Raw genomic sequence first — 25167 nt, forward strand, 5'->3', positions numbered from 1 at the left:
CTCCTTCACAGGTTGGCTTCGCGAGGAAGCAGAACGAAAGACGAAGCGAGGCGACGCACGCACATATGAAACCAGCGTAGTTACATATGCGGACAAAAAAATTCAGCGCCGCCGCGCGCGCGCCGACCGCTCGACGTCGGCCAGCATGCCGGCGATCGTGGTCTGCGCCAGGTTTTCCTCCATCGCGGCCTGCGCCTTGTCGGTGATGCGGGTCAGCGCGCCGGTGATCTCGCGTCCGACCATGCAGGCCGGATTCGGCGCGCCGGCATGCAAGGCGATCAGGCTGTCGGACTCCACCGCGCGAAATACGTCGCGCAGCGTGATGGTGTCCGCGGGCCGCGCCAGCGAGGCGCCGCCGGCCGCGCCCATCGCGGTCGAGACCAGTCCGGCCTGCGCCAGCACGCCGATCAGCCGGCGGATCAGCGCCGGATTGGTGCCGACGCTGCCGGCGATCAGCGAGGACGGCAGCGGCGCGTCGGCGCTGGCCAGCAAGGTCAGGATATGGACGGCAACGGCGAATCGGCTGCTGGTGGACATGGCGGGAAGCGTTGAAGTGAAACCATCGTAGTTACATATGCGTGCGCTGTCAACCATGGCGCGGATATTTGGGCCGGGGAGTCGGTCGAGCAGCGGGGAATACTGCGCGAAAGGAGGCGCTGAAGAGGGCGCTGAAGAAGGCGCTGAAGAAGGCGCGGAATAGGGCGCGGAATAGGGCGGGGAAGAAGGCGCGGAAGAAGGCGCGGAAGAAGGCGGGCAATCGGCATGGGATCCAAGCCGCCGCCATGTCAAAGGAATGCCGGAAGCGCCACTGAAGCTGATACACTGCGCCTTGATGTCGAGGTGCGGCGATGACGGTCGCGCCCGGCGCAAGGGGCGGTGCAGTCGCGATCGGTTCGAGCGGTGGTTCGAACGCTGGTTCGACCGGCAGCAGGCGCGCCGCAAGCAGTGAAAGATGGTCGTCGGCCGCGCAAGGTCGGCACATGGTCGGAATTTTTCGGGACGCGATCCCGGGGATCCGGGGCAACCGGCGCACACGGCGCCGAACTGGAGCGCCAATGGCCCGATCAAAGCAGAACGCGCAAGCGATCCGGATGGAAATGCAGATGCAGGCGGGAAAGAAAAAACCCGCAGCGCCGGAAAGCGATGCGGGTTTTTTGATCTGGTGCCCAGGAGAGGACTCGAACCTCCACAGTGTTGCCACCGCTAGGACCTGAACCTAGTGCGTCTACCAATTCCGCCACCTGGGCAGGTGTCGAAACAACCGAAGCGCTCATTATAGCGACGACAATCGATTTGTCAAATCCTCTTTAGAAGAAATTGAATCAGAACAACTATCCGATCCCGAGTCGGGAAGAAATCCTCGGCGTCCTGCGTACCTCCGGTTCGCCACTGTCGGCCGGCGATATCGCCAAGGCCCTCGCCGTCACGCGCAAGGAGCATGACGGCTTCCAGAAACGGCTGGCCGCGATGGAACGCGACGGCCAGATCGAACTGAACCGCAAGGGCCGCTACGAGCTGGCGCACCAGCCCAACTTCGTGGTCGGCCGCGTGCAGGGCCACCGCGACGGCTTCGGCTTCCTGATCCGCGACGACGGCGAGGACGATATCTTCCTGCCCGAGCGCGAGCTGCAGAAGGCGATGCACAACGACCGTGCCCAGGTGCGCGTGATCGGCTACGACCGCCGCGGCCGCCCCGAAGGGCAGATCGTCGAGATCGTCGAGCGCGCCAACCGTTTCGTCATCGGCCGCCTGCTCAGCGAGGGCGGCGTGCTGGTGGTGGCGCCCGAGGACAAGCGCATCAGCCAGGACATCCTGATCCCGCCGCGCGCGCAGGGCAAGGCCAAGGTCGGCCAGGTCGTCAGCGTCGAGATCGTCGAATATCCGGACCGCTATGTGCAGCCGGTCGGCCGCGTGGTCGAGGTGCTGGGCGAGATCGACGACCCCGGCATGGAGATCGAGATCGCGGTGCGCAAGTACGGCGTGCCGCATGCGTTCTCGCCGGCCGCGCTGAGCGAGGCCGCCGCGCTGCCCGACGAGGTGCGCGATGCCGACCTGGAACACCGCATCGACCTGCGCGACGTGCCGCTGGTGACGATCGACGGCGAGGACGCGCGCGACTTCGACGACGCGGTCTACTGCGAGCCGGTCAAGATCGGCCGCGCCAAGGGCTGGCGCCTGATCGTCGCGATCGCCGACGTCTCCCACTACGTGCGTCCCGGCACGCCGCTGGACGCCGATGCGCTGGACCGCGCCACCTCGGTCTACTTCCCGCGCCGCGTGATTCCGATGCTGCCGGAGAAGCTGTCGAACGGCCTGTGCTCGCTGAACCCGCTGGTGGACCGTCTGTGCATGGTCTGCGACGCGGTGGTCACCGCCAAGGGCGAGCTGAAGGCCTACCAGTTCTATCCCGCCGTGATGCATTCGGCCGCGCGCCTGACCTACAACGAGGTCTGGGCGGTGCTGTCCAACACCAAGGGGCCGGAAGCCCACAAGCGCGCCGAGCTGGTGCCGCATCTGCAGAACCTGTACGAGCTGTACCAGGTCCTGCTGAAGGCGCGCCGCGAGCGCGGGGCGATCGACTTCGACACTACCGAGACCTATATCGTCTGCAATGCGCAGGGCAAGATCGAGCAGATCCTGCCGCGCACGCGCAACGATGCGCACCGGCTGATCGAGGAATGCATGCTGACCGCGAACGTCTGCGCGGCCGACTTCCTCGAGCGCTTCAAGCACCCGGCGCTGTATCGGGTCCATGCCGGGCCCAGCGAGGAAAAGCTCAAGGCGCTGCGCGAGTTCCTGAAGACCTCGGGCCTGTCGCTGGGCGGCGGCGACAAGCCGCAGGCCTCGGACTACGCCGAGGTCATGGACAAGATCAAGGCGCGTCCCGATGCGCCGCTGCTGCAGACCATGCTGCTGCGCTCGATGCAGCAGGCGGTCTACAGCCCCGACAACATCGGTCACTTCGGCCTGGCCTACGAGGCCTACGCCCACTTCACCAGCCCGATCCGGCGCTATCCGGACCTGCTGGTGCACCGGGCGATCAAGGCGGTGCTGGCCCATACCAAGTACCAGCCCGCCTTCGCGCCGGGCACCGCGCTCAATACCGCGATCTCGCCGAAGGCGCGCCGCATGCAGGCCAAGGACGAGGCCGCGCGCGCCGAGAAGATGGCCGGCCGCGCCCGCCGCAACGAAGCGGTGTGGGACGAACTGGGGCTGCACTGCTCGGCCAACGAGCGGCGCGCCGACGAGGCCTCGCGCGACGTCGAGGCCTGGCTCAAGTGCTATTTCATGCGCGACAAGCTGGGCAACGAGTTTGCCGGCACGGTCAGCGCGGTGACCTCGTTCGGCATCTTCGTCCAGCTCGACGAGCTGTATGTCGAAGGGCTGGTCCACGTGACCGAACTGGGCAGCGACTACTTCGAGTATGACGAGGCGCGCAACGAGCTGCGCGGGCAGCGCACCGGCATCCGCTACCGGCTGACCGACCGCGTGCGCGTGCAGGTCTCGCGCGTCGACCTCGACGCCCGCAAGATCGACTTCCGCCTGGTGCAGGAGCCGTCGGCCAAGAGCCTGCGCGCGCGCCCGACCACCGAGCCGGCGCCGCATGTGCCCGCCGCGCACGCGCTGCCGGCGCGCAAGAAGGGCCGCCAGCTGGCCGCGCTGCTGGGCGGCACCTCCAAGCCGGAGGAGTCGTTCGACGAGACGCTCGATCGCGTGTTCGAGGAGCAGCCGGTGTTCGAGGCGGTGATCACGCCGGTCAAGGCGCGGCCCGAAGGGGGCACCGGCGGTACCGGCAAGCCGTCCAAGCGCGCGGCCAAGCCCAAGCCGGCCGGCGTGGGGCGCAAGGCAAGCGGCAAGACCGCGGCCAAGTCGACCGCCAGGTCGACCACCAAGCGGACCGGCAAGGCCGCCGGCAAGACGGCCCACAAGACCGCGTCGAAGAAGTCGACGCGGACGCGCTGAGGCGGGCCGTGAGCCGGCAATAAGCCAGCGGCAGGCCGATGGCTGGCCTGCGGCAAGCCGGCGCCAGGGCCGCGCCGGCCGGCGGGCCATGGGCGGGTACAATCCCGCCCATGGCCAAACAAAAACTTCTGATCGGCTTTCACGCCGTCACCGCGCGCCTGCGCCAGGACGCGGCCGGCGTCTCCGACGTCTATATCGAGTCCGCCCGGCGCGATCGCCGCATGCAGGACTTCATCCGCCTCGCCGAGGGACTCGGCGTGCGTCTCCACCCGGTCGATGCCGAGCGCCTGCGCGGCATGGCGGGCACCGACCGCCACCAGGGCGTGGTCGCCCGCGCCGAGGACGTGTCGCTGGCGCTCAATCTCGACGAACTGCTCGACGGCATCGAAGGCACGCCGCTGCTGCTGGTGCTCGACGGTGTCACCGATCCGCACAATCTCGGCGCCTGCCTGCGCGTGGCGGATGGCGCTGGCGCCCATGCGGTGATCGCGCCCAAGGACCGCAGCGTCGGCCTGAACGCGACGGTCGCCAAGGTCGCCAGCGGCGCGGCCGAGACCGTGCCGTATATCACTGTCACCAATCTGGCGCGCACGCTGCGGGAACTGCAGGAGCGCGGCATCTGGGTGGTCGGCACCGCCGACGGCGCCGAGCGCACGGTCTACGACATCGAGTTCAAGGGCCCCACCGCGCTGGTGATGGGCGCCGAAGGCGAGGGCATGCGGCGCCTGACGCGCGAGACCTGCGACGAGCTGGTGTCGATCCCGATGGCCGGCGGCGTCGAAAGCCTGAACGTGTCGGTCGCCAGCGGCGTCTGCCTCTATGAAGCGGTGCGCCAGCGCCGCGCGGCGGCGCGTTGAGCGGACCGTCCGATGAAGGGGGCGCGATGCTGATCGATGCCGCCGGCCTCGCCGACGCGCGGCGACGCATCGCGGCGGCCAGCGACATCCTGGTGCTGACCGGCGCCGGCATTTCCGCCGAGTCCGGCGTGCCCACCTTCCGCGATGCGCTGACGGGCCTGTGGGCCCGCTTCGATCCCGAGCAACTGGCCACCGAGGATGCCTACCGCCGCCAGCCCGGCCTGGTGTGGGACTGGTACCAGCATCGCCGCGCGCTGGTCGCGGCGGCGCAGCCCAATCCCGCGCATCACGCGATCGTCGCGCTGGCCGCGCAGAAGAAGGTGACCCTGGTCACGCAGAATGTCGACGGGCTGCACCAGCGCGCCGGCAGCACCGACGTGATCGAGCTGCACGGCAACCTGTTCGCCAACAAATGGCTAGACGGCTGCGGCCGCTGCGAGGCCGCGCCGGACGACGGCCGCAGCCCGCCGCGCTGCATCCATTGCGGCGCGCTGATGCGGCCCGGCGTGGTGTGGTTCGGCGAGGACCTGCCGCGCGTGGCGCGCTACCGCGCCGAGCATGCAGCGCAGACCTGCGACCTGTGCCTGGTGGTCGGCACGTCGGGCATGGTCTATCCGGCGGCCGGGTTGCCAGGCCTGGCCAAGGACCATGGCGCCGGCGTGATCGTCGTCAATCCGCAGCCATCGGCGCTCGACGCCACCGCGGACCTGGTGCTGTCGGCCCCGGCGGGGCAATGCCTGCCGATGCTGTGGGACCGGGCGGACGGCTGACGCGAGCCCCGGCAAGTCCAGGCCCGCCTGGGGCAAGGCGAAGCGCGCCTGGGGCAAGCCCGGACGCGCGTGGTCAGGTCAAAGGGCCCCGGGGGCGAGGCGGCGCCTCGCCCGTCATCCTTCAGGAGAAGGTCTCGGCGATCAGCCGTTCCAGCTTGATCGCATCCGCCGCGAAGGCGCGGATGCCCTCGGCCAGCTTCTCGGTCGCCATCGCATCCTCGTTCAGCTGCCAGCGGAAGGCCGGCTCGTCGCAATGCACGCGCGCGATATGGCCCGCCTGGGCGTCGTCCACCGACAGCTTGCGCTCGACCGGCGCCGTGCTGGCCGCCAGCTGCTCCAGCAGCTCGGGGCTGATCGTCAGCAGATCGCAGCCGGCCAGCGACAGGATCTGGTCGGTATTGCGGAAGCTCGCGCCCATCACCTCGGTCTTGTAGCCGAAGCGCTTGTAGTAGTCGTAGATCTGCCGCACCGAATGCACGCCCGGATCGGCATCGCCGCTGTTGGCATCGGGGTTCCACTTGTCGCCGGCCTGCTTGCGGTACCAGTCCAGGATGCGGCCGACGAAGGGCGAGATCAGCTGGGCGCCGGCCTCGGCGCAGGCCACCGCCTGCACCAGCGAGAACAGCAGCGTCATGTTGCAGCGGATGCCTTCGCGCTGCAGCACCTCGGCGGCGCGGATGCCTTCCCAGGTCGAGGCGATCTTGATCAGCACGCGTTCGCGCGGCACGCCGGCGCGTTCGTACAGCGCGATCAGGTGGCGCGCCTTTTCCACGGTCGCCGCGGTATCGAAGGACAGCCGCGCATCGACCTCGGTCGACACCCGGCCCGGCACGATCTTCAGGATCTCGCCGCCGAAGGCGATCAGCAGCGCGTCCATCACGGCATCGACGCCGGCGTCGTGATGATCGCGCACGGCCTTCTCGAGCAGCGGCCGGTACTCCGGCTTCTGCACGGCCTTCAGGATCAGCGACGGATTGGTGGTGGCGTCCTGCGGCGTGTACTGCTTCATCGCCTGGAAGTCGCCGGTATCGGCCACCACGGTGGTGAACTGCTTCAGTTGCGCTAGCTGGTTCATGATGGATTGCGTCGGACGGGAAAGAAATCGGAACGGGGACACCGCGTAGGGGCCAGGTCATGGCTGCATCGGTGCAAGGCCATATCGGTGCAGCGTGTCGTGGGTCCACCTCGGGGACCGCGTCGGCTCATTGTACCGGCCCATTGTGCGACCCCTGGCGGCCCGGGCGCAATCCGTTACACTACGCGGTTTCCGCAACCGACTTTTCCGGCTCCGCACCGTACCGCACCGCGGTCTACGGTGGGGCCCAAGGCAGCAGGCAATGACCCAGGATGAACTGAAGGCGCAGGTGGCGCAGGCCGCCGCGGACTATGTCGAGAAGGAAGTCCCCGAAGGGGCGGTGCTCGGTGTCGGCACCGGTTCGACCGCCAACCTGTTCATCGATGCGGTGGCGCGCTTCAAGGACCGCTTCGCCGGGGCGGTATCGAGCTCCGAGGCCTCGACGCGCCGCCTGCAGCAGCACGGCTTCAAGGTGCTGGACCTGAACGAGGTCGACGAGATTCCGGTCTACGTCGACGGCGCCGACGAGATCGATGCCAGCGGCGCGATGATCAAGGGCGGCGGCGGCGCGCTGACGCGCGAGAAGATCGTCGCCTCGGTGGCGCGCACCTTCGTCTGCATCGCCGACGCCAGCAAGCTGGTTGGCGTGATGGGCCAGTTCCCGCTGCCGGTCGAGGTGATTCCGATGGCGCGGGCCGCGGTCGCGCGCCAGCTGGCGGCGCTGGGCGGCCAGCCGCGCCTGCGCATGACCAAGGAAGGCGGCATCTACAAGACCGACAACGGCAATGTGATCCTGGACGTCAGCGGCCTGGCCATCGGCGACCCGAAGGGCATGGAGCAGGCGATCAACCAGCTGCCCGGCGTGGTGACGGTGGGACTGTTCGCGCTGCGCGGCGCGGACGTGCTGCTGCTGGGCACGGCCGACGGCGTGCGGCGCACGGACTTCTGAGCCCGCGGCAGCGCGAAAGCGCACGCCCAAACTAAAAAAGGCGCCGCAAGGCGCCTTTTGTTCTTCCCACCCCTCTTTCCCGATCGGCGGGGAAAAGGGGCAGGGGACAGGCCGGGCAGCCGGCTCAGCCCTGCGGCGGCACATACCCCGCCGCCTGGTCCGCGCCCTCGCCGAAGAAGTACTTCTCGGTCTGCTTCAGCAGATACTGGCGCGCACGTGCGTCGGCCATGTTCAGGCGGTTCTCGTTGATCAGCATGGTCTGGTGCTTGAGCCAGCCGGCCCAGGCCTCCTTCGACACGTTCTGCCAGATCTTCTTGCCCAGTTCGCCGGGCAGCGGCGGGAAATCGAGGCCCTCGGCCTCCTTGTTCAGCTTGACGCAATGGACCATGCGGGCCATGGGGGACTCCTTCTGTCTTCTGTTCGTGGGATCGCGGCGAGCCGCGCCGTGGGGCGCGCTATGGTGGGCGATGCCGTGGGCGCTCTCGTGCGCAATGCCGTGGGCTTGCCGGCGGCGTTCGTACGGCGGCTATTGTAACGAAGCGGCCGCGTCCGCCGCGGGCCGCCCCTACCGTGCTTGCAGTTTTACAGTTTCTTCATCAGCACCATCGACTTGCGCTGCCAGTTGTACAGCTTGCGCTTGTCCTCGGGCAGGTCGTCGACGCTGGCGCGCACGAAGCCGCGCTTCAGGAACCAGTGCTCGGTGCGGGTCGTCAGCACGAACAGCCGATCCAGGCCGAGCGCGCGCGCGCGCCGCTCGATGCGCTTGAGCAGCCGTTCGCCGTCCCCGGTGCCCTGGGCATCGGGCGACACCGTCAGGCAGGCCATCTCCGCCATGCCTTCGCGCGGATAGGGATAGAGCGCGGCGCAGCCGAACAGCACGCCGTCGTGCTCGATCACCGAGAAGTTGCCGATATCGCGCTCGATCAGATGGCGGCCGCGCGGCACCAGCGTGCCGTCCTGCTCGAGCGGGGCGATCAGCTGCACGATCGCGCCGACATCGTCCAGCGTGGCCTCGCGCAGGCTCTCCAGGTCGGTGTCCGAGATCATCGTGCCGACGCCGTCGTGCAGGAACAGCTCGAGCAGCACCGAGCCGTCCAGGTCGAAGGGGATCAGGTGCGCGCGCGGCACGCCGCCCTTGAGCGCCTTGACCAGATGCTGCAGGTAGTAGGCCACGTCGGGCGGCAGGTGGTTGTTCTGCAGACGCTCGACCGCGGTGCGCAGCGACATCTCGGGCATCAGCTTGCCGACCGGGTCGAGCACGCCCGGCACCTCGGTGATGAAGATCAACTTGTCGGCCTTCAGCGCGGTGGCGGTCGCGCTGGCCACGTCCTCCATCGACAGGTTGAAGGCCTGGCCCGTGGGCGAGAAGCCCAGCGGCGACAGCAGCACGATCTTGCCGTGCTGCAGCGACATGCGCACCGAGTCGCCGTCGATCTTGCGAACGAGGCCGGTGTGCTGGTAGTCGGTGCCCTCGACGATGCCGACCGGCCGCGCGGTGACGAAGTTGCCGGACACCACCGACAGCTGCGCCCCGGCCATCGGCGTGTTGGGCAGGCCCTGGCTGAAGGCGGCCTCGATATCGAGGCGCAGCTCGCCCGAGGCTTCCTTCGCGCATTCGAGCGCGGCGTTGTCGGTGATGCGCAGGCCGTCGACGAAGCGCGATTCGACCTGGCGCAGCGCCAGCTGTTCCTCGACCTGCGGGCGCGAGCCGTGGACCAGCACGATCTGCATGCCCATCGCGTGCAGCAGCGCGACGTCGTTGACCAGCGCGTTCAGCATGCCGGCCTTGACCAGCTCGCCGCCGAAGGCGATCACGAAGGTCTTGCCGCGGAAGGTATGGATATACGGCGCGACCGCGCGCAACCAGTCGACGAACTGCTGGCGGTCCGGTCCGGGCGCGGCGCGCTCGGGCGTGGCCGGGGCCTTCGTCAGGCTGGGCACATCGGGCGTGCTGGCAGGAACGGCCACGGTCGCGGCCGGCGGATCGGCAGAGTGGGCTGCGGAGTCGGCGTCAGGGGCCACGGCGGGGTCGGGCAGGGGATCGCCGGCCGCGTCGTTGTGCGCGCCGGGTGTTGGGGTCGTGGCGGTTCTGGCGTTCATGGCGCGGATTATAATCCCCGCCAATGTCCGAACAACGCCCCGTCCCACCCGCAGCCCCGCGCCGCAGGCCGTCCCGACCGCAGTCCGCACGCCAGTCCCAGGGTCCATCCCACGGCTCGTCCCAGGGCCCGACCGAAGACAAGTCCGAACGCCCGTCCGAACGCTCGTCCGAACGCAAGCCCGAGCGTCGCTCAGAAGGCCAGCCCGAACGTCGCCCCGACGGCCAGCCCGAACGTCGCCCCGACGGCCAGCCCGGACGTCGCTCCGACGGCCAGCCTCAACGTCGCCCCGAAGATCAGCCCGCACGTCGCCCCGAAGGCCAGCCTGCCGGTCAAGCCAGCCGCCGGTCGCCGCGCCGCACCGCGCCGGCCAATCCGCTGCCGCCGATCACCTTCCCCGAGGCGCTGCCCGTGTCGGCGCGGCGCGACGAGATCGCGCGCGCGATCGAGCAGCACCAGGTGGTGATCGTCTCGGGCGAGACCGGTTCGGGCAAGACCACCCAGCTGCCGAAGATCTGTCTGTCGATCGGCCGCGGACCGGCACGCGCCGATGCCGCCGAGACTGCAGATGCCGCAGAGGGCAACGACGCTACCGAGACCGCCGATGCCCCGGAGGGCGGACGTACCGCCGGCGGCAAGGACGGCCAGGCCAGGCGCCAGGGCGGCCTGATCGGCCACACCCAGCCGCGCCGCATCGCCGCGACCTCGACCGCCAAGCGCATCGCGCAGGAGCTCGGTTCGCCGGTGGGCGAGCACGTCGGCTACCAGGTGCGCTTCAACGACACCATGTCGCCAGGCGCGTCGATCAAGCTGATGACCGACGGCATCCTGCTGGCCGAGACGCAGACCGATCCGCTGCTGCGCGCCTACGACACCATCATCATCGACGAGGCCCACGAACGCAGCCTCAACATCGATTTCCTGCTGGGCTACCTGAAGGAGATCCTGCCGCGCCGCCCGGACCTGAAGGTGATCATCACCTCGGCGACGATCGACGCGCAGCGTTTCGCCGAACATTTCGGCAGCGGCGGCAAGCCGGCGCCGGTGATCGAGGTCAGCGGGCGGCTGTATCCGGTCGAGATCCGCTATCGGCCGATCGCCGAGGACGGCGGCCGCGGCGACAAGGGGGCCGACAAGGGCGGCGACAAGGGGGCCGACAAGGGAACCGACAAGGGCAGCAGGTCGGGCGACGGTCCGTTCAAGTCCGCGCAGGCGCGCGAGCGCGACCTGTACGACGGCATCGTCGACGCGGTCGACGAGCTGAGCCGGCTCGGTCCCGGCGACGTGCTGGTGTTCCTGCCGGGAGAGCGCGAGATCCGCGAGGCCGCCGAGGCGCTGCGCAAGCACCATCCGCCCCACACCGAGATCCTGCCGCTGTTCGCGCGGCTGTCGGTGCAGGAGCAGGAGCGCGTGTTCAAGCCCTCCAACGCGCGCCGCATCGTGCTGGCCACCAACGTCGCCGAGACCTCGCTGACGGTGCCCGGCATCCGCTATGTGGTCGACACGGGCCTCGCGCGCGTCAAGCGCTATTCGTATCGCAACAAGGTCGAGCAGCTGCAGATCGAGCCGATCTCGCAGGCCGCCGCCAACCAGCGCGCCGGCCGCTGCGGCCGCGTCGCCGACGGCGTCTGCATCCGCCTCTACGACGAGGCCGATTTCGCCGCGCGCCCGCGCTTTACCGATCCCGAGATCCTGCGCTCGTCGCTGGCCGCGGTGATCCTGCGGATGAAGGCGCTGCGCCTCGGCGCGATCGAATCGTTTCCCTTCATCGAGCCGCCGCTGGGCCGCGCGATCGCCGACGGCTATCAGTTGCTGCAGGAGCTCGGCGCGGTCGACGAGGGCAATGCGCTGACCCCGCTGGGCCGCCAGCTCGCGCGCCTGCCGCTGGACCCGCGCGTGGCCCGCATGATCCTGGCCGCGCGCGACCAGCATTGCCTGCGTGAGATGCTGATCATCGCCAGCGCGCTGTCGGTGCAGGACCCGCGCGACCGGCCGCAGGAGGCACAGGAGGCCGCCGACCAGGCGCACCGCAAGTTCATGGACGAACGCTCCGAATTCCTCGGCTGGGTCAAGCTGTGGAAGTGGTTCGAGGACGCGGTCGCGCACAAGAAGAGCAACCGCCAGCTGCAGGACCAGTGCCGCGCCAACTTCCTGTCGCACCTGCGGCTGCGCGAATGGCGCGACGTCCATTCGCAGCTGCTGACCACGGTCGCGGAGCAGGGCTGGAAGCTCAACGACAGCGAGCCGACCTACGAGCAGGTCCACAAGGCGCTGCTGACCGGCCTGCTCGGCAATATCGGCCAGAAGCTGGACGAGGCCGACGGCCGCGGCCGCGAGTACCTGGGCGCGCGCGGCATCAAGTTCCATCTGTGGCCCGGCTCGCTGGTGGCGCGCAAGATGGGCCGCTGGCTGGTGGCCGCCGAACTGGTCGAGACCAGCCGGCTGTTCGCCCGCACGCTGGCGCGCATCGAGCCGGACTGGCTCGAGCAGGTCGGCCGCCATCTGCTCAAGGTCAGCTGGAGCGATCCGCACTGGGAAAAGAAGGCCGGCCAGGTGCTGGCGATGGAGCGCGCCACGCTGTACGGGCTGACGGTCTACCAGCACCGGCGCGTGCACTACGGCCCGATGAATCCGCGGGAGGCGCGCGAACTGTTCATCCGCCGCGCGCTGGTCGAGGGCGAGTTCGATACGCGGCTGCCGTTCTTCGCGCACAACCAGCGCCTGGTCCGGGAAATCGAGAACCTCGAGCACAAGGCGCGCCGGCAGGACGTGCTGGTCGACGACGAGCTGATCTACGCCTTCTACGACCGCCACATCCCGGCCGACATCCATCAGCAGACCAGCTTCGAGCAGTGGTACCAGGCCGAGAGCGCGCGCGACCGCAAGCTGCTGTACCTGAACCGCGAAGAGCTGATGCGGCACGAGGCGGCCGGCATCACCACCGACCTGTTCCCGAAGACGCTGAACGTCGCCGGCGTCGACATGGGCTTGAGCTACCACTTCGAGCCCGGCAGCCATCGCGACGGCGTCACGCTGACGGTGCCGCTGTACGCGCTGAACCAGATCCGGCCCGAACGCGCCGACTGGCTGGTGCCGGGCATGATCAAGGAGAAGGTGCACCTGCTGCTCAAGTCGCTGCCGCAGAAGCTGCGCCGCCATTGCGTGCCGCTGCCCGACTATGCCGCGGGCTTCGTCGAGCGCCGGCCGTTCGCCGAAGGCGAGCTGATCGACGTGCTGATCGCCGATATCCGCGAGCAGACCGGCACCATGATCCGGCGCGCGGACTTCAAGCTGGAGACGCTGCCGGCCCACCACTTCATGAACTTCAAGGTGGTCGACGAGCACGGCCGCCAGCTCGACATGGGCCGCAACCTGGCCCAGCTGCGCGCCGAGCTCGGCGGGCAGGCGCAGCAGTCGTTCCAGAGCCTGGTCGCGCGCGAGGCGCCGGTCGCCGAGGCGGGGCAATACGAAGGGCTGACCGGCTGGACCTTCGGCGAGCTGCCCGAGCTGCTGGAGATCCGCAAGGGCAACCGCACGCTGTTCGGCTATCCGGCGCTGGTCGATCGCGACACCCACTGCGACGTCGAGGTGTTCGACGACCCGCAGGAGGCCGAGCGGCTGCACCACGCCGGGCTGCGGCGGCTGTTCGCGCTGCAGCTGCGCGAGCAGGTCAAGTTCGTGCAGAAGAACATCCCCGGCCTGTCGCAGATGGCGATGCAGTACATGACGCTGGGCACGCAGGACATGCTGCGCGACCAGATCGTGACGCTGGCGCTGGAGCGCGCCTGCATGCAGGCGCCGCTGCCGCGCAACGAGGCCGAGTTCGCCGCGCGCAAGGAGGAGGGCCGCGGGCGGCTCGGCCTGCTGTCGCAGGAGATCGCCCGGCTGGCCGGCACCATCCTGGCCGAATACGCGGCGCTGCCGCGCAAGCTGCTGCAGGCCAAGCCCTTCGCCGCCGCGCATGCCGACATGCAGGCCCAGCTGTCGCAGCTGATGGGCAAGCATTTCCTCAGCGAGACCCCCTACGACAGGCTGGTGCATTTCCCGCGCTATCTGAAGGGCATCGCGATGCGGATCGACAAGCTCAAGGGCGATCCGGCCCGGGATACCCAGCGGCAGCAGGAGATGGCGCCGCTGCTGCAGCAGTGGCAACGCGCGGACAAGCAGCGGCGGCAGGCCCGGGGCGGCGAGGATGCCCGGCTGGAGGAATTCCGCTGGATGCTGGAGGAGCTGCGCATCGCGCTGTTCGCGCAGGAATTGCGAACGCCGGTGCCGATGTCTGTCAAGCGTCTGCAGAAGGTGTGGGAGTCGATGCAACGGTAGGACGGCCTGCGCACGATTTTGGCGCGTCCGGTCATCGAAACGGTGGGGCTCGACGTTAGAATGCGTGGGCCTTGGCGGTCGCATGAGCGGCCGCCTGGACGGCCGGTCAGGCGGGCGCGCTTTGGAGCGAGATTCCCGGCCGGACCCCCGCCGTTCCACCCGTTCCGTTTCCTTGCTCGATTCCTGTTCGATTCCTTGTTCGAACCCTTCCGCCGACCGTCCAGAACGGTCCGCCAACCGTTCCGTTCGCCCTGCATATGCCCGCCTTTCGCCGTGTCGTCGCTGCCTGTTTCACCTGGGCCTGTCTTGGCGCGGCGGCGCTTCCAGCCCACGCCGAAGTGGTCGTGGTGCTCAATTCGGGTGATGCAACCGTAACCCTGATCGACCGCGACAGCCAGAAGGTGCTGGAGACCTTTCCGGTCGGCAAGGAGCCCCACCACCTGATCGCCACGCCGGACGACCGCTCGCTGATCGTCGCCAACGCGGTCGGCAACGACCTGGTCTTCCTCGATCCGGTCAGCGGGCGGGTCCAGCAGCGCGTGCCGGACATCGACGACCCGTATCACATCGGCTTCTCGCCGGACCAGAAATGGTTCGTGGTCACCGGCAACCGGCTCGACCGCGTCGACCTGTACCGCTGGGACGGGCGCGCGCTGAAGGCGGCCAGGCAGCTGCCGCTGGGCCGCACCCCCAGCCATATCGCCTTCACCGCCGACAGCCGCATCGCCTTCGTGACGCTGCAGGACTCGAACGAGGTGGCGGCGATCGACCTGCCGACGCAGACGCTGCTGTGGCGCATGGAGGCCGGCTCGGCGCCGGCCGGCATCTGGCTGACGCCGGACCAGCGCTATCTGCTGGTCGGCATGACCGGCGCCGACTATGTCGCCGTGATCGACTGGCGCACCCGCGCGGTGGTCAAGCAGATCCAGACCGGCAAGGGCGCGCACAACTTCCGCGCGCTCGGCGACAAGCGCCATCTGCTGCTGACCAACCGGGTCTCGGGGACCATCAGCATCCTGGACCAGCAGACGCTGACCAAGGTCGGCGACATCACCGGCCTGCCGCCGGGGCCGGACGACATGGAGCTGGCCGCCGACGGCAAGACGCTGTGGGTGACCTTCCGCTGGGCGCGTTCGGTCGGCGTGATCGACGTGCCGAGCCGCAAGCTGGTCAAGACCATCCGCGTCGGCCGCTCGCCGCACGGCATCTATTTCCGCACGCGGGCGCCGCTGTATTGACGAGGGCGGCATGAGGCTCGGTAACGCGCATTCCCCGGCAACCCTGGCGGTTTGCCCGTCTCTGCCGCCGCTGGGAGAGGGAAGATCGGTGGGCACAGGCCAGCGGCTGGCGCGAGTGCTGCTGGCCGCGCTGACCGCGCTGGCTTGCGCCGCCTCGCCACCCGCCCATGCCGCCCCCGACGACTGCCGCGCCGGCACCCTGTACCTGACCTTCGACACCGGCAGCATGAGCCAGGCGCAGCTGATCGCCGACGTGCTGCGCCGCCAGCGCGTGCGCGCGACCTTCTTCCTCGCCAACGAGCCGACCGTGCGCGGCGACCATTCGCTTGACGCGGGCTGGGCGCCGTACTGGAAGGCGCTGGCCGCCGACGGCCATGCGTTCGGCTCGCATACCTTCGATCACGTGTACCTGCGCAGCACGCGCGGCGGCAAGGTCGTGATGCGGCCGCAGTTCGGCCCCAGGGCCGGCCAGGACATCGCGATGGACCAGTCCGCCTTCTGCGCCGAGCTGGACCGCAGCGCCGCGGCGCTGCGGCGGCTGGCCGGCGTCGGCATGGCGCCGCTGTGGCGTGCGCCGGGCGGCCGCACCGCGCCGCAGACGCTGGCCTGGGCGCGCCAATGCGGCTATCGCCATGTCGGCTGGGCGCAGGCGGGCTTTCTCGGCGACGAACTCGACTCCGACCGCTATCCGAACACGGCGCTGCTGAACCGGGCGCTGCGCGACCTGCGCGACGGCGATATCGCGATGGCGCATCTGGGCATCTGGTCGCGCCGCGATCCGTGGGCGCCGGCCGTGCTGGAGCCGCTGATCGAGGGGCTGCGCCGCAAGGGCTTCTGCTTCGCCACGCTGCGCGAGCATCCGGACTACCGCTCGGCCAGGCCGGCCGGCGCCAGGGGAGGGCCCAACTGATGCTGCAGACATTGGACGCCTGGCTCGGCGATCTCGAGGGCGCGCTGTTCCAGCACGTGGTGCTGCCGGTGGTCTACGCGCTCGGCCTCGGCGGCTATGCCGAGGACGCCTTCACCGGCACCGAATGGCTGGTGGTCGGGTTGCTTCAGCTCACGGTGATGGTGGCGCTGCTGTGGCCGCTGGAGCGGCTGCGTCCGGTCGAGCCGGTCACCGATCGCGCGGCGATCCGCACCGACATGCTCTACACGATGATCCACCGGCTCGGCCTGTTCCGGCTGGTGCTGTTCTTCACGCTCGATCCGGTGGTCGACGCGATCGAAGGACGCCTGCACCTGGCCGGCTGGCAGCGGATCAATGTCGAGGACTGGTGGCCGGGGGTCACCAGCGAGCCGCTGGTCAGCTTCCTGGTCTATCTGCTGCTGTTCGATCTGCTCGGCTACTGGTATCACCGCCTGTCGCATACCGTGCGCTGGTGGTGGTGCCTGCATGCGGTCCATCACAGCCAGCGCCAGATGACGCTGTGGAGCGACAACCGCAACCACCTGCTCGACGATCTGCTGCGCAGCCTGGTGTTCGCGGTGACCGCGCTGGCGATCGGCGTCGAGCCGTCGCAGTTCCTGCTGCTGGTGGCGCTGTCGCAGCTGATGCAGAGCCTGCAGCATGCCAACGTGCGGCTGCATTTCGGCCGCATCGGCGAGCGCCTGCTGGTGTCGCCGCGCTTTCATCGCACGCACCATGCGATCGGCATCGGGCACGAGGCGCACGGACAGCCGGCGCGGCTGGGCGGCTGCAACTACGGCGTGCTGTTCCCCTGGTGGGACATGCTGTTCGGCACCGCCCGCTTCGTCGACGACTACCAGCCCACCGGCATCCGCGACCAGCTGCCGCCGCCGGCCGGACGCGGGCGCGACTACGGCGCCGGCCTGCTGCAGCAGCAGTGGTACGGCATCAAGCGCTGGTTCCGGCGGGCCTAGGCGGTGGCCGCGGCCGTCTCCCCGCGGAGATCGCCGCCACGGAGATCGCCGCCACGGAGTTCGCCGCCATGGAATTCGCCGCCATGGAATTCGCCGCCATGGAATTCGCCGGCGCGGAGGTCGCTGCACGGACGTCGTCTGCGCGGACGATGCCGCTCCGACACGATGCGTTGCCGGCACGTGTGCTAGTCTGTCCCACCTGAATCGCCCCGATGGCGAGCCGCTGCCGCGCCGCCGCGCGCGGCGCGCGCCGCCCGACCTGGACGGTTGACCGGGGCGTCCGACCTGATCGACCGACCCGGTCGGCGGACCCGCAGCCGCTCCGTCTCCACCTTCGCATTACGCATGAACGACCTCGTCCGCTCCTTCGTCCGCGCGCTGATCAGCCAGCTGCATCCGCGCATGCTGGCGCTGACCGTGATTCCCTTCGTGCTGGCCACCGTGTTCTGGGGCGGCCTGCTGTATTTCACCTGGGATCCGGTGATGACCGCCGCGCGCGGCTTCCTCGAAACCTCGATCTTTACCAGCTGGATCTACGGCGCGCTTGACTGGTTCGGCCTGTCGTCGCTGCGCGCGGTGGTGGCGCCGCTGTTCGTGGTCGCGCTGACGATTCCGTTGGCGGTGGCCTCGCTGCTGCTGTTCATCGGCCTGTGGTCGGTGCCCGCGGCGGTGCGTTTCCTCGAGCGCAGCTATCCGGAACTGGCCAAGAGCAAGGGCGGCAGCGTGCTGGGCAGCGTCTGGCATTCGCTGTCGAGCACCGGCGTGTTCCTGCTGCTGGTGCTGATCTCGCTGCCGCTGTGGCTGGTGCCGCCGTTCTTCGCGCTGGTCCCGCCGCTGCTGTGGGGCTGGCTGACCTATCGCGTGATGACCTACGACGCGCTGGCCGACCATGCCAGCGCCGACGAGCGCAAGGCCATCATGCGGCGCCACCGGATGCCGCTGCTGATCATCGGCGTGGTGGTCGGCCTGCTGGGCTCGGCACCGACGCTGCTGTGGGTGTCCTCGGCGGCGATCATCTTCCTGTTTCCGTTCGTGCTGGCCGGCGCGCTGTGGCTCTACGCGCTGATCTTCATCTTCTCGGCGCTGTGGTTCGGCCACTACTGCCTGCATGCGCTCGGGCAGCTGCGCGCCGAGCGGCAATCGGTGGCGCCGCCGCCGGCCGGGCCGGACGTCATTGAACTGGCGCCGTCTGACGTGCGCCGCATCGAATCATCCTGAAAAGAGGGGCATCATGGGTTTCGGCCTGATCGTGATCGGCGACGAGATTCTGTCGGGACGACGCGAGGACAAGCACATGCGGCGCGCGATCGCGCTGCTGGCCGAGCGCGGACTGGCGCTGCAATGGGCCGAGTATGTCGGCGACGAGCGCGAGCGCATCACCGCGACGCTGCGCCGCACGCTGGCGGGCCCGGACGTGGTGTTCTGCACCGGCGGCATCGGCGCCACGCCGGACGACCATACGCGCCAGTGCGCGGCGGCGGCGCTGGGCGTGCCGCTGGAGCTGCATCCCGAGGCGAGGGAGCTGATCGCGCAGCGCATCGCTGAAACCGCGGGCGGCGATCCGGTCAAGGCGGATCTGTCGCTGCCGGAGAACCAGCATCGCTTCAAGATGGGCGAGTTTCCGCGCGGCGCCCGCATCATCCCCAACAGCTACAACCGGATCCCGGGCTTCTCGATCGGCGACCACCATTTCATGCCGGGCTTCCCGGTGATGGCGTGGCCGATGATGGAGTGGGTGCTGGACAACCAGTATTCGCACCTGTTCCACCAGGTGCAGCACGTCGAGCGCGCCTTCCTGGTGTTCGAGGCGCCGGAGTCGACGCTGACGCCGCTGATGGAGCAGGTCGAGACCGCCTTCCCGGGCGTGCGTGTGTTCAGCCTGCCGTCGGTCGGCGACGCCCAGCGCGGCGAGCTGTACGCGCGGCGGCATATCGACCTGGGCGTCAAGGGTGCCCCAGCCCTGGTGGAGGCCGCCTACGCGATGCTGCGCGACGGCGTGCGGGCGATGGGATTCGAGGTGGTGGAGAACGTGGGAGCGGGCGTCAGCGCGGGGTGAGATGGCATTGCGCCACTGCGCTGCAAGATGCGGTGGGTTTGCTCCCCTCTCCCGCGTGCGGGAGAGGGAGGGACTCACTGGCCAAGAGTCTGCGCCTTCAGTGCGACCTCAAGCCCCGTGCCACGGCAGCCCGCGCACGCACCAGCCCTCGACCGTCTTGCGGTGGTGGTGCTCGTCGCGCGGGCCTTCGAAGCCTTCCAGCACATCGATCGCGTAACGGTAGCCGGCCTCGGTGGCGACGCGGGCGGCGTGCTTGGAGCGCGCCGCGCTGCGGCACAGGAACAGCACCGGCGCGTCCTGCGGCACCTTCGCCTTCAGTTCCTCGACGAAGCGCGGATTCTGCGCGCCGCCGGGATAGCCCGACCATTCCACATGCAGCGACTGGCGCTCCGGCACGTCCGGGCCGCCGACCCAGTCCAGCTCGGCCTGGGTGCGCACGTCGACCAGCACCGCGTTCGGGTCGGCCATCAGCAGATCGTAGGCTTGCTGCGGCGTCAGCGCGCCGTAGTAGGGCAGTTGGTCCTGTTGTTGCCGCGCGTTGGCGGCCTGCAGAAGCGCGTCTCGGGTGGTCATTGCAAGGGACGGTTTGGATCGATGGAAGACGTGACGCCGATCGCGGCCACGCCTGCTGCAAAGACCGTTATTCTACTCCGCCGGGCGCGGGGGCCGCGGTGCAACCGCAGTGGCAGGCCGGCGAGCCGGCTCGAAAACCGGCGCCGGCGCCAGCATGGTGCCGATTGCACCATGTCGGTGCATTCGAACGCGGCGATGCACCGGGTTGGGGTTTGCGGCCGGTGCCGATGCCGCCGGCACCCGCGCCTTCGAGCCGCCGTCGCGGCGCCTCCGGCATCCGTCGGAGCCTTGCGCCAACGCGGTGCAACGGCGCCTTTCCGCGCCGATGCACAGATTGCGGGAACGGGCGGGCTGCTGCGCGGCGCCGGCGTCACCGTCGCGCCAAATCCGTGCGGACGTTGGCATGCTTTCTGCTAACATGCTTCGTCCTTTTGATGGCCGGTCGCCGCCGGCAGGCGGCAGCGATGCGCCCCCGGCGGCCGGCACGTGAATGGCTCCAACTGAACTCAGCCGAATTACCAGGAGATAGGCATGGCGCAGAGCGTTGCAGATGTGATGAAGCTGGTGAAGGAAAACGACGTCAAGTTCGTCGACTTCCGTTTCACCGACACCAAGGGCAAGGAGCAGCACGTGTCCGTGCCGACCTCGCACTTCGGTGACGACAAGTTCGAGAGCGGCCATGCTTTCGACGGCTCGTCCATCGCCGGCTGGAAGGGTATCGAGGCATCGGACATGCTGCTGATGCCGGATCCGAACACCGCCCATATCGACCCGTTCTACGAAGAGCCGACGCTGGTGCTGACCTGCGACGTGGTCGAGCCGTCCGACGGCAAGGGCTACGACCGCGACCCGCGTTCGATCGCCAAGCGCGCCGAAGCCTATCTGAAGAGCACCGGCCTGGGGGACACCGCCTACTTCGGTCCCGAGCCCGAGTTCTTCATCTTCGACGGCGTGACCTGGAACATCGACATGCAGGGCTGCTTCGTCAAGATCCATTCGGAAGAAGCGCCGTGGTCGTCGGCCCGTGAGTTCGAGCACGGCAACAGCGGCCACCGTCCGGGCAAGAAGGGCGGCTACTTCCCGGTCGCCCCGATCGACACCTTCCAGGACATGCGTTCGGAAATGTGCCTGATCCTGGAATCGCTGGGCATCCCCGTCGAAGTCCACCACCACGAAGTGGCCGGCCAGGGCCAGAACGAGATCGGTACCAAGTTCAGCACGCTGGTGCAGCGCGCCGACTGGACGCAGCTGCAGAAGTACGTGATCCAGAACGTCGCCCACACCTACGGCAAGACCGCGACCTTCATGCCGAAGCCGGTGGTCGGCGACAACGGCTCGGGCATGCACGTGCACCAGTCGATCTGGAAGGACGGCCAGAACCTGTTCGCGGGCAACGGCTACGCCGGGCTGTCGGAGTTCGCGCTGTACTACATCGGCGGCATCATCAAGCACGCCCGCGCGCTGAACGCGATCACCAACCCGGGTACCAACTCGTACAAGCGCCTGGTGCCGGGCTTCGAAGCCCCGGTCAAGCTGGCCTACTCGGCCCGCAACCGCTCGGCCTCGATCCGCATCCCGTACGTGGCGAACCCGAAGGGCCGCCGCATCGAGACCCGCTTCCCGGATCCGCTGATGAACCCGTACCTGGGCTTCGCCGCGCTGATGATGGCCGGCCTGGACGGCGTGCAGAACAAGATCCACCCGGGCGAGGCCGCGGACAAGAACCTGTACGACCTGCCGCCGGAAGAGGATGCAAAGATCCCGACCGTGTGCGCGAGCCTGGATCAGGCCCTCGAGTACCTGGACAAGGACCGCGAGTTCCTGACCCGCGGCGGCGTGTTCAGCAACACGATGATCGACGCCTACATCGAACTGAAGATGGAGGAAGTGACCCGCTTCCGCATGACCACCCATCCGCTCGAGTTCGAGATGTACTACTCGCTGTAAGCAGGCGCTGTCAGCACCCGCTGCAAGTACACCGTGCTTGTTGCACCAGGAAGGGGCGGCCTCGGCTGTCCCTTTTTGTTTGGCTCGCTAGAATTGGGCTTCCTCCGACCTCGATCCCTGCCGATGCGACGCCCGTCCATGACCGCGACCCTGTCTTCGTCCCGCCCGCCGCACCGCCCCGGTGCCGAACCGGCGCCGCCACCCCGGACCGGTGCATCGGCCGCCCTGTTGCTGGGCATCGCGGCGGGTGTGGCGGCGGCGCTCGGTCCGCTGGGCGCGTCGCCGGCAGCGGCACAGTCCGCGGCGCAGTCCGCGCCGAACGGCTCGGAGATCTACGTCTGCAGCGGCCCGAAGGGCGTGCCCGAATACCGCAACGGCAATGGCGGCAAGGGCTGCAAGCGGCTGGACCTGCCCGACGTGCTGACCGTGCCGGTGACCCGGCAGGCGGCGCGGGGCGTTGGCGGCGGTGGCGGCGGCGGTGTCAATCCGGCACCGATCGATGGCGCCACCGCGGCGAACTTCCCGCGCATCGACGCGGCCACGCAGCGCCGCCGCGACGGCGAACGCCGCGCCGTGCTGGAAGAGGAGCTGCGCAGCGAGCAGGCCAAGCTGGCCACGCTGCGCGCGCAATTCAACGAGGGCCAGCCGGAGCGGCAGGGCGACGAACGCAACTACCAGCGCTATCTGGACCGCACCGCCGCGCTGCGCGAGGACATCGCCCGCAGCGAGGCCAATGCGGCCGCGCTGCGGCGCGAGCTGGCCAACCTGAAGGATTGAGGATCGATCGATGCGCCGCCTGATTCGCAGCGTTTCACGCAAGGTCGGCGGCGCCGACCGCGCGCCGGCCGACGAGGACAGCGCGTCCCCGACGTCGCCGGTGCTCGCCGCGCTCGCCGCGGGGCTCGACATGATGCCGAACCCCGTGCTGCTGGTCGCGCAGCCCGGCATGCGCATCGTCTACGCCAACCCGGCCGCCGAGGCCAGCTTCGGCCTCTCGCGCAAGTCGATGCTGGAGCTGTCGCTGTCGGCGCTGTTCGGCCGCGCCGACGAGCTCGACGCGATGATCGATTCGGTGCTGGCGCGCCAGGTCGATGCGCGGCGCCAGGACGTGGTCCTGCAACCGCCGCTGCGCGAGCCGATGCACGCGCATGTGGTGATCGGCGGCATCGACGCGAGCCCCGGCACCGCGCTGGTCGAGGTGCTGCCCAACGAGCAGAAGGTCCGCAGCGAAAGGGAGGAACGCATCCTCGACCTGACCTCGGCCAACAAGGAGCTGATCCGCAATCTGGCCCACGAGATCAAGAATCCGCTGGGCGGCATCCGCGGCGCGGCGCAGCTGCTCGAATTCGAATTGCCCGAACGCAGCCTGCGCGAATACACCCAGGTCATCATCAAGGAATCGGATCGCCTGCAGACGCTGGTCGACCGCCTGCTCGAGCCGCACCGGCATCCGCATATCGTGCGCGAGCTCAATATCCACGAGGTGCTCGAGCGCGTGCGGTCGGTGGTGCTGGCCGAATTCCCCAACGGCCTCGAGATCGTGCGCGACTACGACGCGAGCCTGCCCGAGCTGTCCGGCGATATCGAGCAGCTGATCCAGGCGGTGCTCAACATCGTCCATAACGCGGCGCAGGCGCTGGCCGAGCGCATCGCGCGCGGCGATGCGCAGATCGTGCTGCGCACGCGGGTCGCGCGGCAGGTCACGATCGCCAAGCGGCTGTACAAGCTGGCATTGGACTTGCATGTGATCGACAACGGTCCGGGCATTCCCGAGGATATTCGCGAACGCATCTTCTACCCGCTGGTATCGGGCAGGGATGGCGGCAGTGGGCTCGGTCTGACACTGGCGCAGACCTTCGTGCAGCAGCACGAGGGTCTGATCGAATGCGAGAGCCGGCCCGGCTGTACCGATTTCCGCATCCTGCTGCCGCTGCGCTGAACGACCCGGGACGGCCCCGGACGGGCTTGAGGGCTTGAGGGCTTGAGGGCTTAAGGGCTTAAGGGCTTAAGGACTCGAGGGCTTGAGGGCTTGCGGCCTTACGGCCCATGGCCCCCACGCCGGGTGGACAGCGCAGCGAAGGCGGACCTCCGAAACACCGAGCAGACAAGCGACGCACATGAAGCCGATCTGGATAGTCGACGACGATCAATCTATTCGCTGGGTCCTGGAAAAGGCCCTGGCCCGGGAGAGCCTGCTGTCCCGCAGCTTTACCAACGTGCGCGACGTCCTGTCGGCGCTCGAGGACGACGAGCCCCAGGTCCTGATCTCGGACATCCGCATGCCCGGCGGTTCGGGCCTCGATCTGCTGCAGGCGATCAAGGGCCGCCATCCGGGGCTGCCGGTGATCGTGATGACCGCCTACTCCGATCTGGACAGCGCGGTGGCGGCCTTCCAGGGCGGCGCCTTCGAATACCTGGCCAAGCCCTTCGACGTCGACAAGGCCGTCGAACTGATCCGCCGCGCGCTGGAGGAAAGCCTGCGCGAGGAGGAGATGGACGACCGCCTGCTCGACGCGCCCGAAATCCTAGGCCAGGCGCCGGCAATGCAGGACGTGTTCCGCGCGATCGGCCGGCTGTCGCAGTCGAACGTGACGGTGCTGATCACCGGCGAGTCCGGCACCGGCAAGGAGCTGGTCGCGCGCGCGCTGCACAAGCACAGCCCGCGCGCCAACGGCCCCTTCATCGCGCTCAATACCGCGGCGATTCCGAAGGACCTGCTCGAGTCCGAACTGTTCGGCCACGAGCGGGGCGCCTTCACCGGCGCGCAGACCATGCGCCGCGGCCGCTTCGAGCAGGCCGAGGGCGGCACGCTGTTCCTCGACGAAATCGGCGACATGCCGTTCGACCTGCAGACGCGGCTGCTGCGCGTGCTGTCGGACGGCAACTTCTATCGCGTCGGCGGCCACAACCCGCTGCGCGCCAATGTGCGCGTGATCGCCGCCACCCACCAGAACCTCGAAACGCGCGTCAAGGAAGGGCTGTTCCGCGAGGACCTGTTCCACCGCCTGAACGTGATCCGGCTGCGGCTGCCGCCGCTGCGTGAACGGCCCGAGGACATCACGCTGCTGGCGCGGCATTTCCTGCAGAAGAGCGCCAAGGAACTGGGCGTGGAGCCGAAGCGCATGTCCGACGAGGCGCTGGCCTATGTCAGCACGCTGCCGTTCCCGGGCAACGTGCGGCAGCTGGAAAACCTGTGCAACTGGCTGACCGTGATGGCGCCCGCGCAGACCATCGAGGTCAAGGACCTGCCGCGCGAGATGATCGGCGGCGCGCCGGAAGGGCAGGCCGGCATGGCGAACTATAGCGTCGCGCGCGTCGCCGAGCCCGGCGGCGATGCGGCCGATGCGGGCGCCATGGTTGGCGCGTCGGCTGGCGGCATGGCCGGTGGCATGGCCGCCGCGGGGCCGGGCGGGTTTGCCGCCGACGGCGCGGC

General features: G+C 68.9%; 21 protein-coding genes and 1 tRNA gene. 14 read left to right on the forward strand and 8 right to left on the reverse strand.

Translation table 11 applies throughout. The annotated features are described in order from the left end of the window. Window positions 1-102: 102 nt before the first annotated feature. The 3 genes from F1599_RS18595 to F1599_RS18605 form a co-directional block, all read right to left on the reverse strand. Window positions 103-537, reverse strand: coding sequence for an Rrf2 family transcriptional regulator (locus F1599_RS18595; protein WP_149319153.1), 435 nt, complete (start codon window positions 535-537; stop codon window positions 103-105). A gap of 49 nt (window positions 538-586) precedes the next feature. After that, complete coding sequence (locus tag F1599_RS18600; RefSeq protein WP_150084101.1) at window positions 587-1201, reverse strand: hypothetical protein; 615 nt, start codon at window positions 1199-1201, stop codon at window positions 587-589. After that, a tRNA-Leu gene (locus F1599_RS18605) sits at window positions 1161-1247 on the reverse strand. Before F1599_RS18605 ends, F1599_RS18600 begins: the two co-directional genes overlap by 41 nt. A gap of 70 nt (window positions 1248-1317) precedes the next feature. Here F1599_RS18605 and rnr point away from each other — a divergent pair. The 3 genes from rnr to F1599_RS18620 all read left to right on the forward strand — a co-directional run bounded on the left by rnr (window position 1318) and on the right by F1599_RS18620 (window position 5590). After that, window positions 1318-3963, forward strand: a complete 2646-nt coding sequence (gene rnr / locus F1599_RS18610) for a ribonuclease R (RefSeq protein ID WP_149319152.1) — start codon at window positions 1318-1320, stop codon at window positions 3961-3963. Window positions 3964-4073: 110 nt separating this feature from the next. Then, window positions 4074-4820: a 23S rRNA (guanosine(2251)-2'-O)-methyltransferase RlmB gene (gene rlmB / locus F1599_RS18615; protein ID WP_150084102.1), complete on the forward strand. Its 747-nt coding sequence runs from the start codon at window positions 4074-4076 to the stop codon at window positions 4818-4820. A gap of 26 nt (window positions 4821-4846) precedes the next feature. Next, window positions 4847-5590, forward strand: coding sequence for an SIR2 family NAD-dependent protein deacylase (locus F1599_RS18620; RefSeq protein WP_150084103.1), 744 nt, complete (start codon window positions 4847-4849; stop codon window positions 5588-5590). A 121-nt stretch (window positions 5591-5711) separates the two neighbouring features. On the opposite strand, the gene tal is transcribed toward F1599_RS18620, so the two are convergent. Beyond that, entirely contained in the window at window positions 5712-6665 is a 954-nt protein-coding gene (gene tal, locus F1599_RS18625; RefSeq protein WP_149319150.1) for a transaldolase, read from the reverse strand. Between the two features lie 262 nt (window positions 6666-6927). Between tal and rpiA the strand changes: the two genes are divergently transcribed. Continuing rightward, on the forward strand, window positions 6928-7614 hold the full coding sequence (rpiA, locus tag F1599_RS18630; RefSeq protein ID WP_149319149.1) for a ribose-5-phosphate isomerase RpiA: 687 nt from the start codon (window positions 6928-6930) through the stop codon (window positions 7612-7614). Between the two features lie 124 nt (window positions 7615-7738). Here the strand turns inward: rpiA and F1599_RS18635 are convergent, their stop codons facing one another. From F1599_RS18635 to F1599_RS26295, 3 genes are all read right to left on the reverse strand, one after another. After that, window positions 7739-8011 carry an oxidative damage protection protein gene (locus tag F1599_RS18635; protein ID WP_149319148.1) on the reverse strand — a complete coding sequence of 91 codons (273 nt, stop codon included), beginning with the start codon at window positions 8009-8011 and terminating at the stop codon, window positions 7739-7741. A 185-nt stretch (window positions 8012-8196) separates the two neighbouring features. Then, window positions 8197-9546, reverse strand: coding sequence for an amino-acid N-acetyltransferase (gene argA, locus F1599_RS18640; RefSeq protein WP_187829255.1), 1350 nt, complete (start codon window positions 9544-9546; stop codon window positions 8197-8199). Window positions 9547-9905: 359 nt separating this feature from the next. Next, window positions 9906-10049 (reverse strand): hypothetical protein, encoded by a 144-nt coding sequence (locus F1599_RS26295; RefSeq protein ID WP_223819758.1) that lies wholly within the window; start codon window positions 10047-10049, stop codon window positions 9906-9908. 75 nt (window positions 10050-10124) lie between these two features. Here F1599_RS26295 and hrpA point away from each other — a divergent pair, with 75 nt between their 5' ends. The 6 genes from hrpA (at window position 10125) to F1599_RS18670 (ending at window position 19214) form a co-directional block, all read left to right on the forward strand. Next, a complete protein-coding gene (gene hrpA, locus F1599_RS18645; RefSeq protein WP_395896402.1) occupies window positions 10125-14036 on the forward strand; it encodes an ATP-dependent RNA helicase HrpA in 3912 nt (1303 codons plus the stop codon). 257 nt (window positions 14037-14293) lie between these two features. Further along, window positions 14294-15274, forward strand: a complete 981-nt coding sequence (locus F1599_RS18650; RefSeq protein ID WP_149319146.1) for a YVTN family beta-propeller repeat protein — start codon at window positions 14294-14296, stop codon at window positions 15272-15274. Between the two features lie 88 nt (window positions 15275-15362). Next, window positions 15363-16184, forward strand: a complete 822-nt coding sequence (locus tag F1599_RS18655; RefSeq protein ID WP_395896405.1) for a polysaccharide deacetylase family protein — start codon at window positions 15363-15365, stop codon at window positions 16182-16184. Then, window positions 16184-17158, forward strand: coding sequence for a sterol desaturase family protein (locus F1599_RS18660; RefSeq protein ID WP_150084106.1), 975 nt, complete (start codon window positions 16184-16186; stop codon window positions 17156-17158). The genes F1599_RS18655 and F1599_RS18660 overlap by 1 nt, the downstream gene beginning before the upstream one ends. A 345-nt stretch (window positions 17159-17503) precedes the next feature. Continuing rightward, entirely contained in the window at window positions 17504-18376 is an 873-nt protein-coding gene (locus tag F1599_RS18665; protein WP_006579613.1) for an EI24 domain-containing protein, read from the forward strand. A gap of 13 nt (window positions 18377-18389) precedes the next feature. Beyond that, window positions 18390-19214 (forward strand): competence/damage-inducible protein A, encoded by an 825-nt coding sequence (locus F1599_RS18670; RefSeq protein WP_149319142.1) that lies wholly within the window; start codon window positions 18390-18392, stop codon window positions 19212-19214. A 108-nt stretch (window positions 19215-19322) separates the two neighbouring features. Here F1599_RS18670 and F1599_RS18675 read toward each other — a convergent pair whose 3' ends face one another. Next, a complete protein-coding gene (locus F1599_RS18675) occupies window positions 19323-19787 on the reverse strand; it encodes a rhodanese-like domain-containing protein (protein WP_149319141.1) in 465 nt (154 codons plus the stop codon). 531 nt (window positions 19788-20318) lie between these two features. Between F1599_RS18675 and F1599_RS18680 the strand changes: the two genes are divergently transcribed. The 4 genes from F1599_RS18680 to ntrC form a co-directional block, all read left to right on the forward strand. Continuing rightward, window positions 20319-21734, forward strand: a complete 1416-nt coding sequence (locus tag F1599_RS18680) for a 3-hydroxylaminophenol mutase (RefSeq protein WP_150084107.1) — start codon at window positions 20319-20321, stop codon at window positions 21732-21734. Between the two features lie 138 nt (window positions 21735-21872). Further along, entirely contained in the window at window positions 21873-22511 is a 639-nt protein-coding gene (locus tag F1599_RS18685; RefSeq protein ID WP_317845755.1) for a DUF4124 domain-containing protein, read from the forward strand. A 10-nt stretch (window positions 22512-22521) separates the two neighbouring features. After that, on the forward strand, window positions 22522-23673 hold the full coding sequence (gene glnL / locus F1599_RS18690) for a nitrogen regulation protein NR(II) (protein WP_150084108.1): 1152 nt from the start codon (window positions 22522-22524) through the stop codon (window positions 23671-23673). A gap of 178 nt (window positions 23674-23851) precedes the next feature. Continuing rightward, window positions 23852-25167, forward strand: a 1316-nt coding sequence (gene ntrC / locus F1599_RS18695) for a nitrogen regulation protein NR(I) (RefSeq protein WP_223819754.1), incomplete at its 3' end; no start/stop codon positions are given.

The sequence above is a fragment of the Cupriavidus cauae genome (assembly GCF_008632125.1).
Classification (GTDB): domain Bacteria; phylum Pseudomonadota; class Gammaproteobacteria; order Burkholderiales; family Burkholderiaceae; genus Cupriavidus; species Cupriavidus cauae.

Excerpts from the sequence above, each read along its gene's own strand:
- F1599_RS18595 (WP_149319153.1), bottom strand. The coding sequence starts at position 537 with ATGTCCACCAGCAGCCGATTCGCCGTTGCCGTCCATATCCTGACCTTG.
- rlmB (WP_150084102.1), top strand. The coding sequence starts at position 4,074 with ATGGCCAAACAAAAACTTCTGATCGGCTTTCACGCCGTCACCGCGCGC.
- F1599_RS18620 (WP_150084103.1), top strand. The coding sequence starts at position 4,847 with ATGCTGATCGATGCCGCCGGCCTCGCCGACGCGCGGCGACGCATCGCG.
- tal (WP_149319150.1), bottom strand. The coding sequence starts at position 6,665 with ATGAACCAGCTAGCGCAACTGAAGCAGTTCACCACCGTGGTGGCCGAT.
- rpiA (WP_149319149.1), top strand. The coding sequence starts at position 6,928 with ATGACCCAGGATGAACTGAAGGCGCAGGTGGCGCAGGCCGCCGCGGAC.
- F1599_RS18635 (WP_149319148.1), bottom strand. The coding sequence starts at position 8,011 with ATGGCCCGCATGGTCCATTGCGTCAAGCTGAACAAGGAGGCCGAGGGC.
- F1599_RS18650 (WP_149319146.1), top strand. The coding sequence starts at position 14,294 with ATGCCCGCCTTTCGCCGTGTCGTCGCTGCCTGTTTCACCTGGGCCTGT.
- F1599_RS18660 (WP_150084106.1), top strand. The coding sequence starts at position 16,184 with ATGCTGCAGACATTGGACGCCTGGCTCGGCGATCTCGAGGGCGCGCTG.
- F1599_RS18665 (WP_006579613.1), top strand. The coding sequence starts at position 17,504 with ATGAACGACCTCGTCCGCTCCTTCGTCCGCGCGCTGATCAGCCAGCTG.
- F1599_RS18670 (WP_149319142.1), top strand. The coding sequence starts at position 18,390 with ATGGGTTTCGGCCTGATCGTGATCGGCGACGAGATTCTGTCGGGACGA.
- F1599_RS18675 (WP_149319141.1), bottom strand. The coding sequence starts at position 19,787 with ATGACCACCCGAGACGCGCTTCTGCAGGCCGCCAACGCGCGGCAACAA.
- F1599_RS18680 (WP_150084107.1), top strand. The coding sequence starts at position 20,319 with ATGGCGCAGAGCGTTGCAGATGTGATGAAGCTGGTGAAGGAAAACGAC.
- F1599_RS18685 (WP_317845755.1), top strand. The coding sequence starts at position 21,873 with ATGACCGCGACCCTGTCTTCGTCCCGCCCGCCGCACCGCCCCGGTGCC.
- glnL (WP_150084108.1), top strand. The coding sequence starts at position 22,522 with ATGCGCCGCCTGATTCGCAGCGTTTCACGCAAGGTCGGCGGCGCCGAC.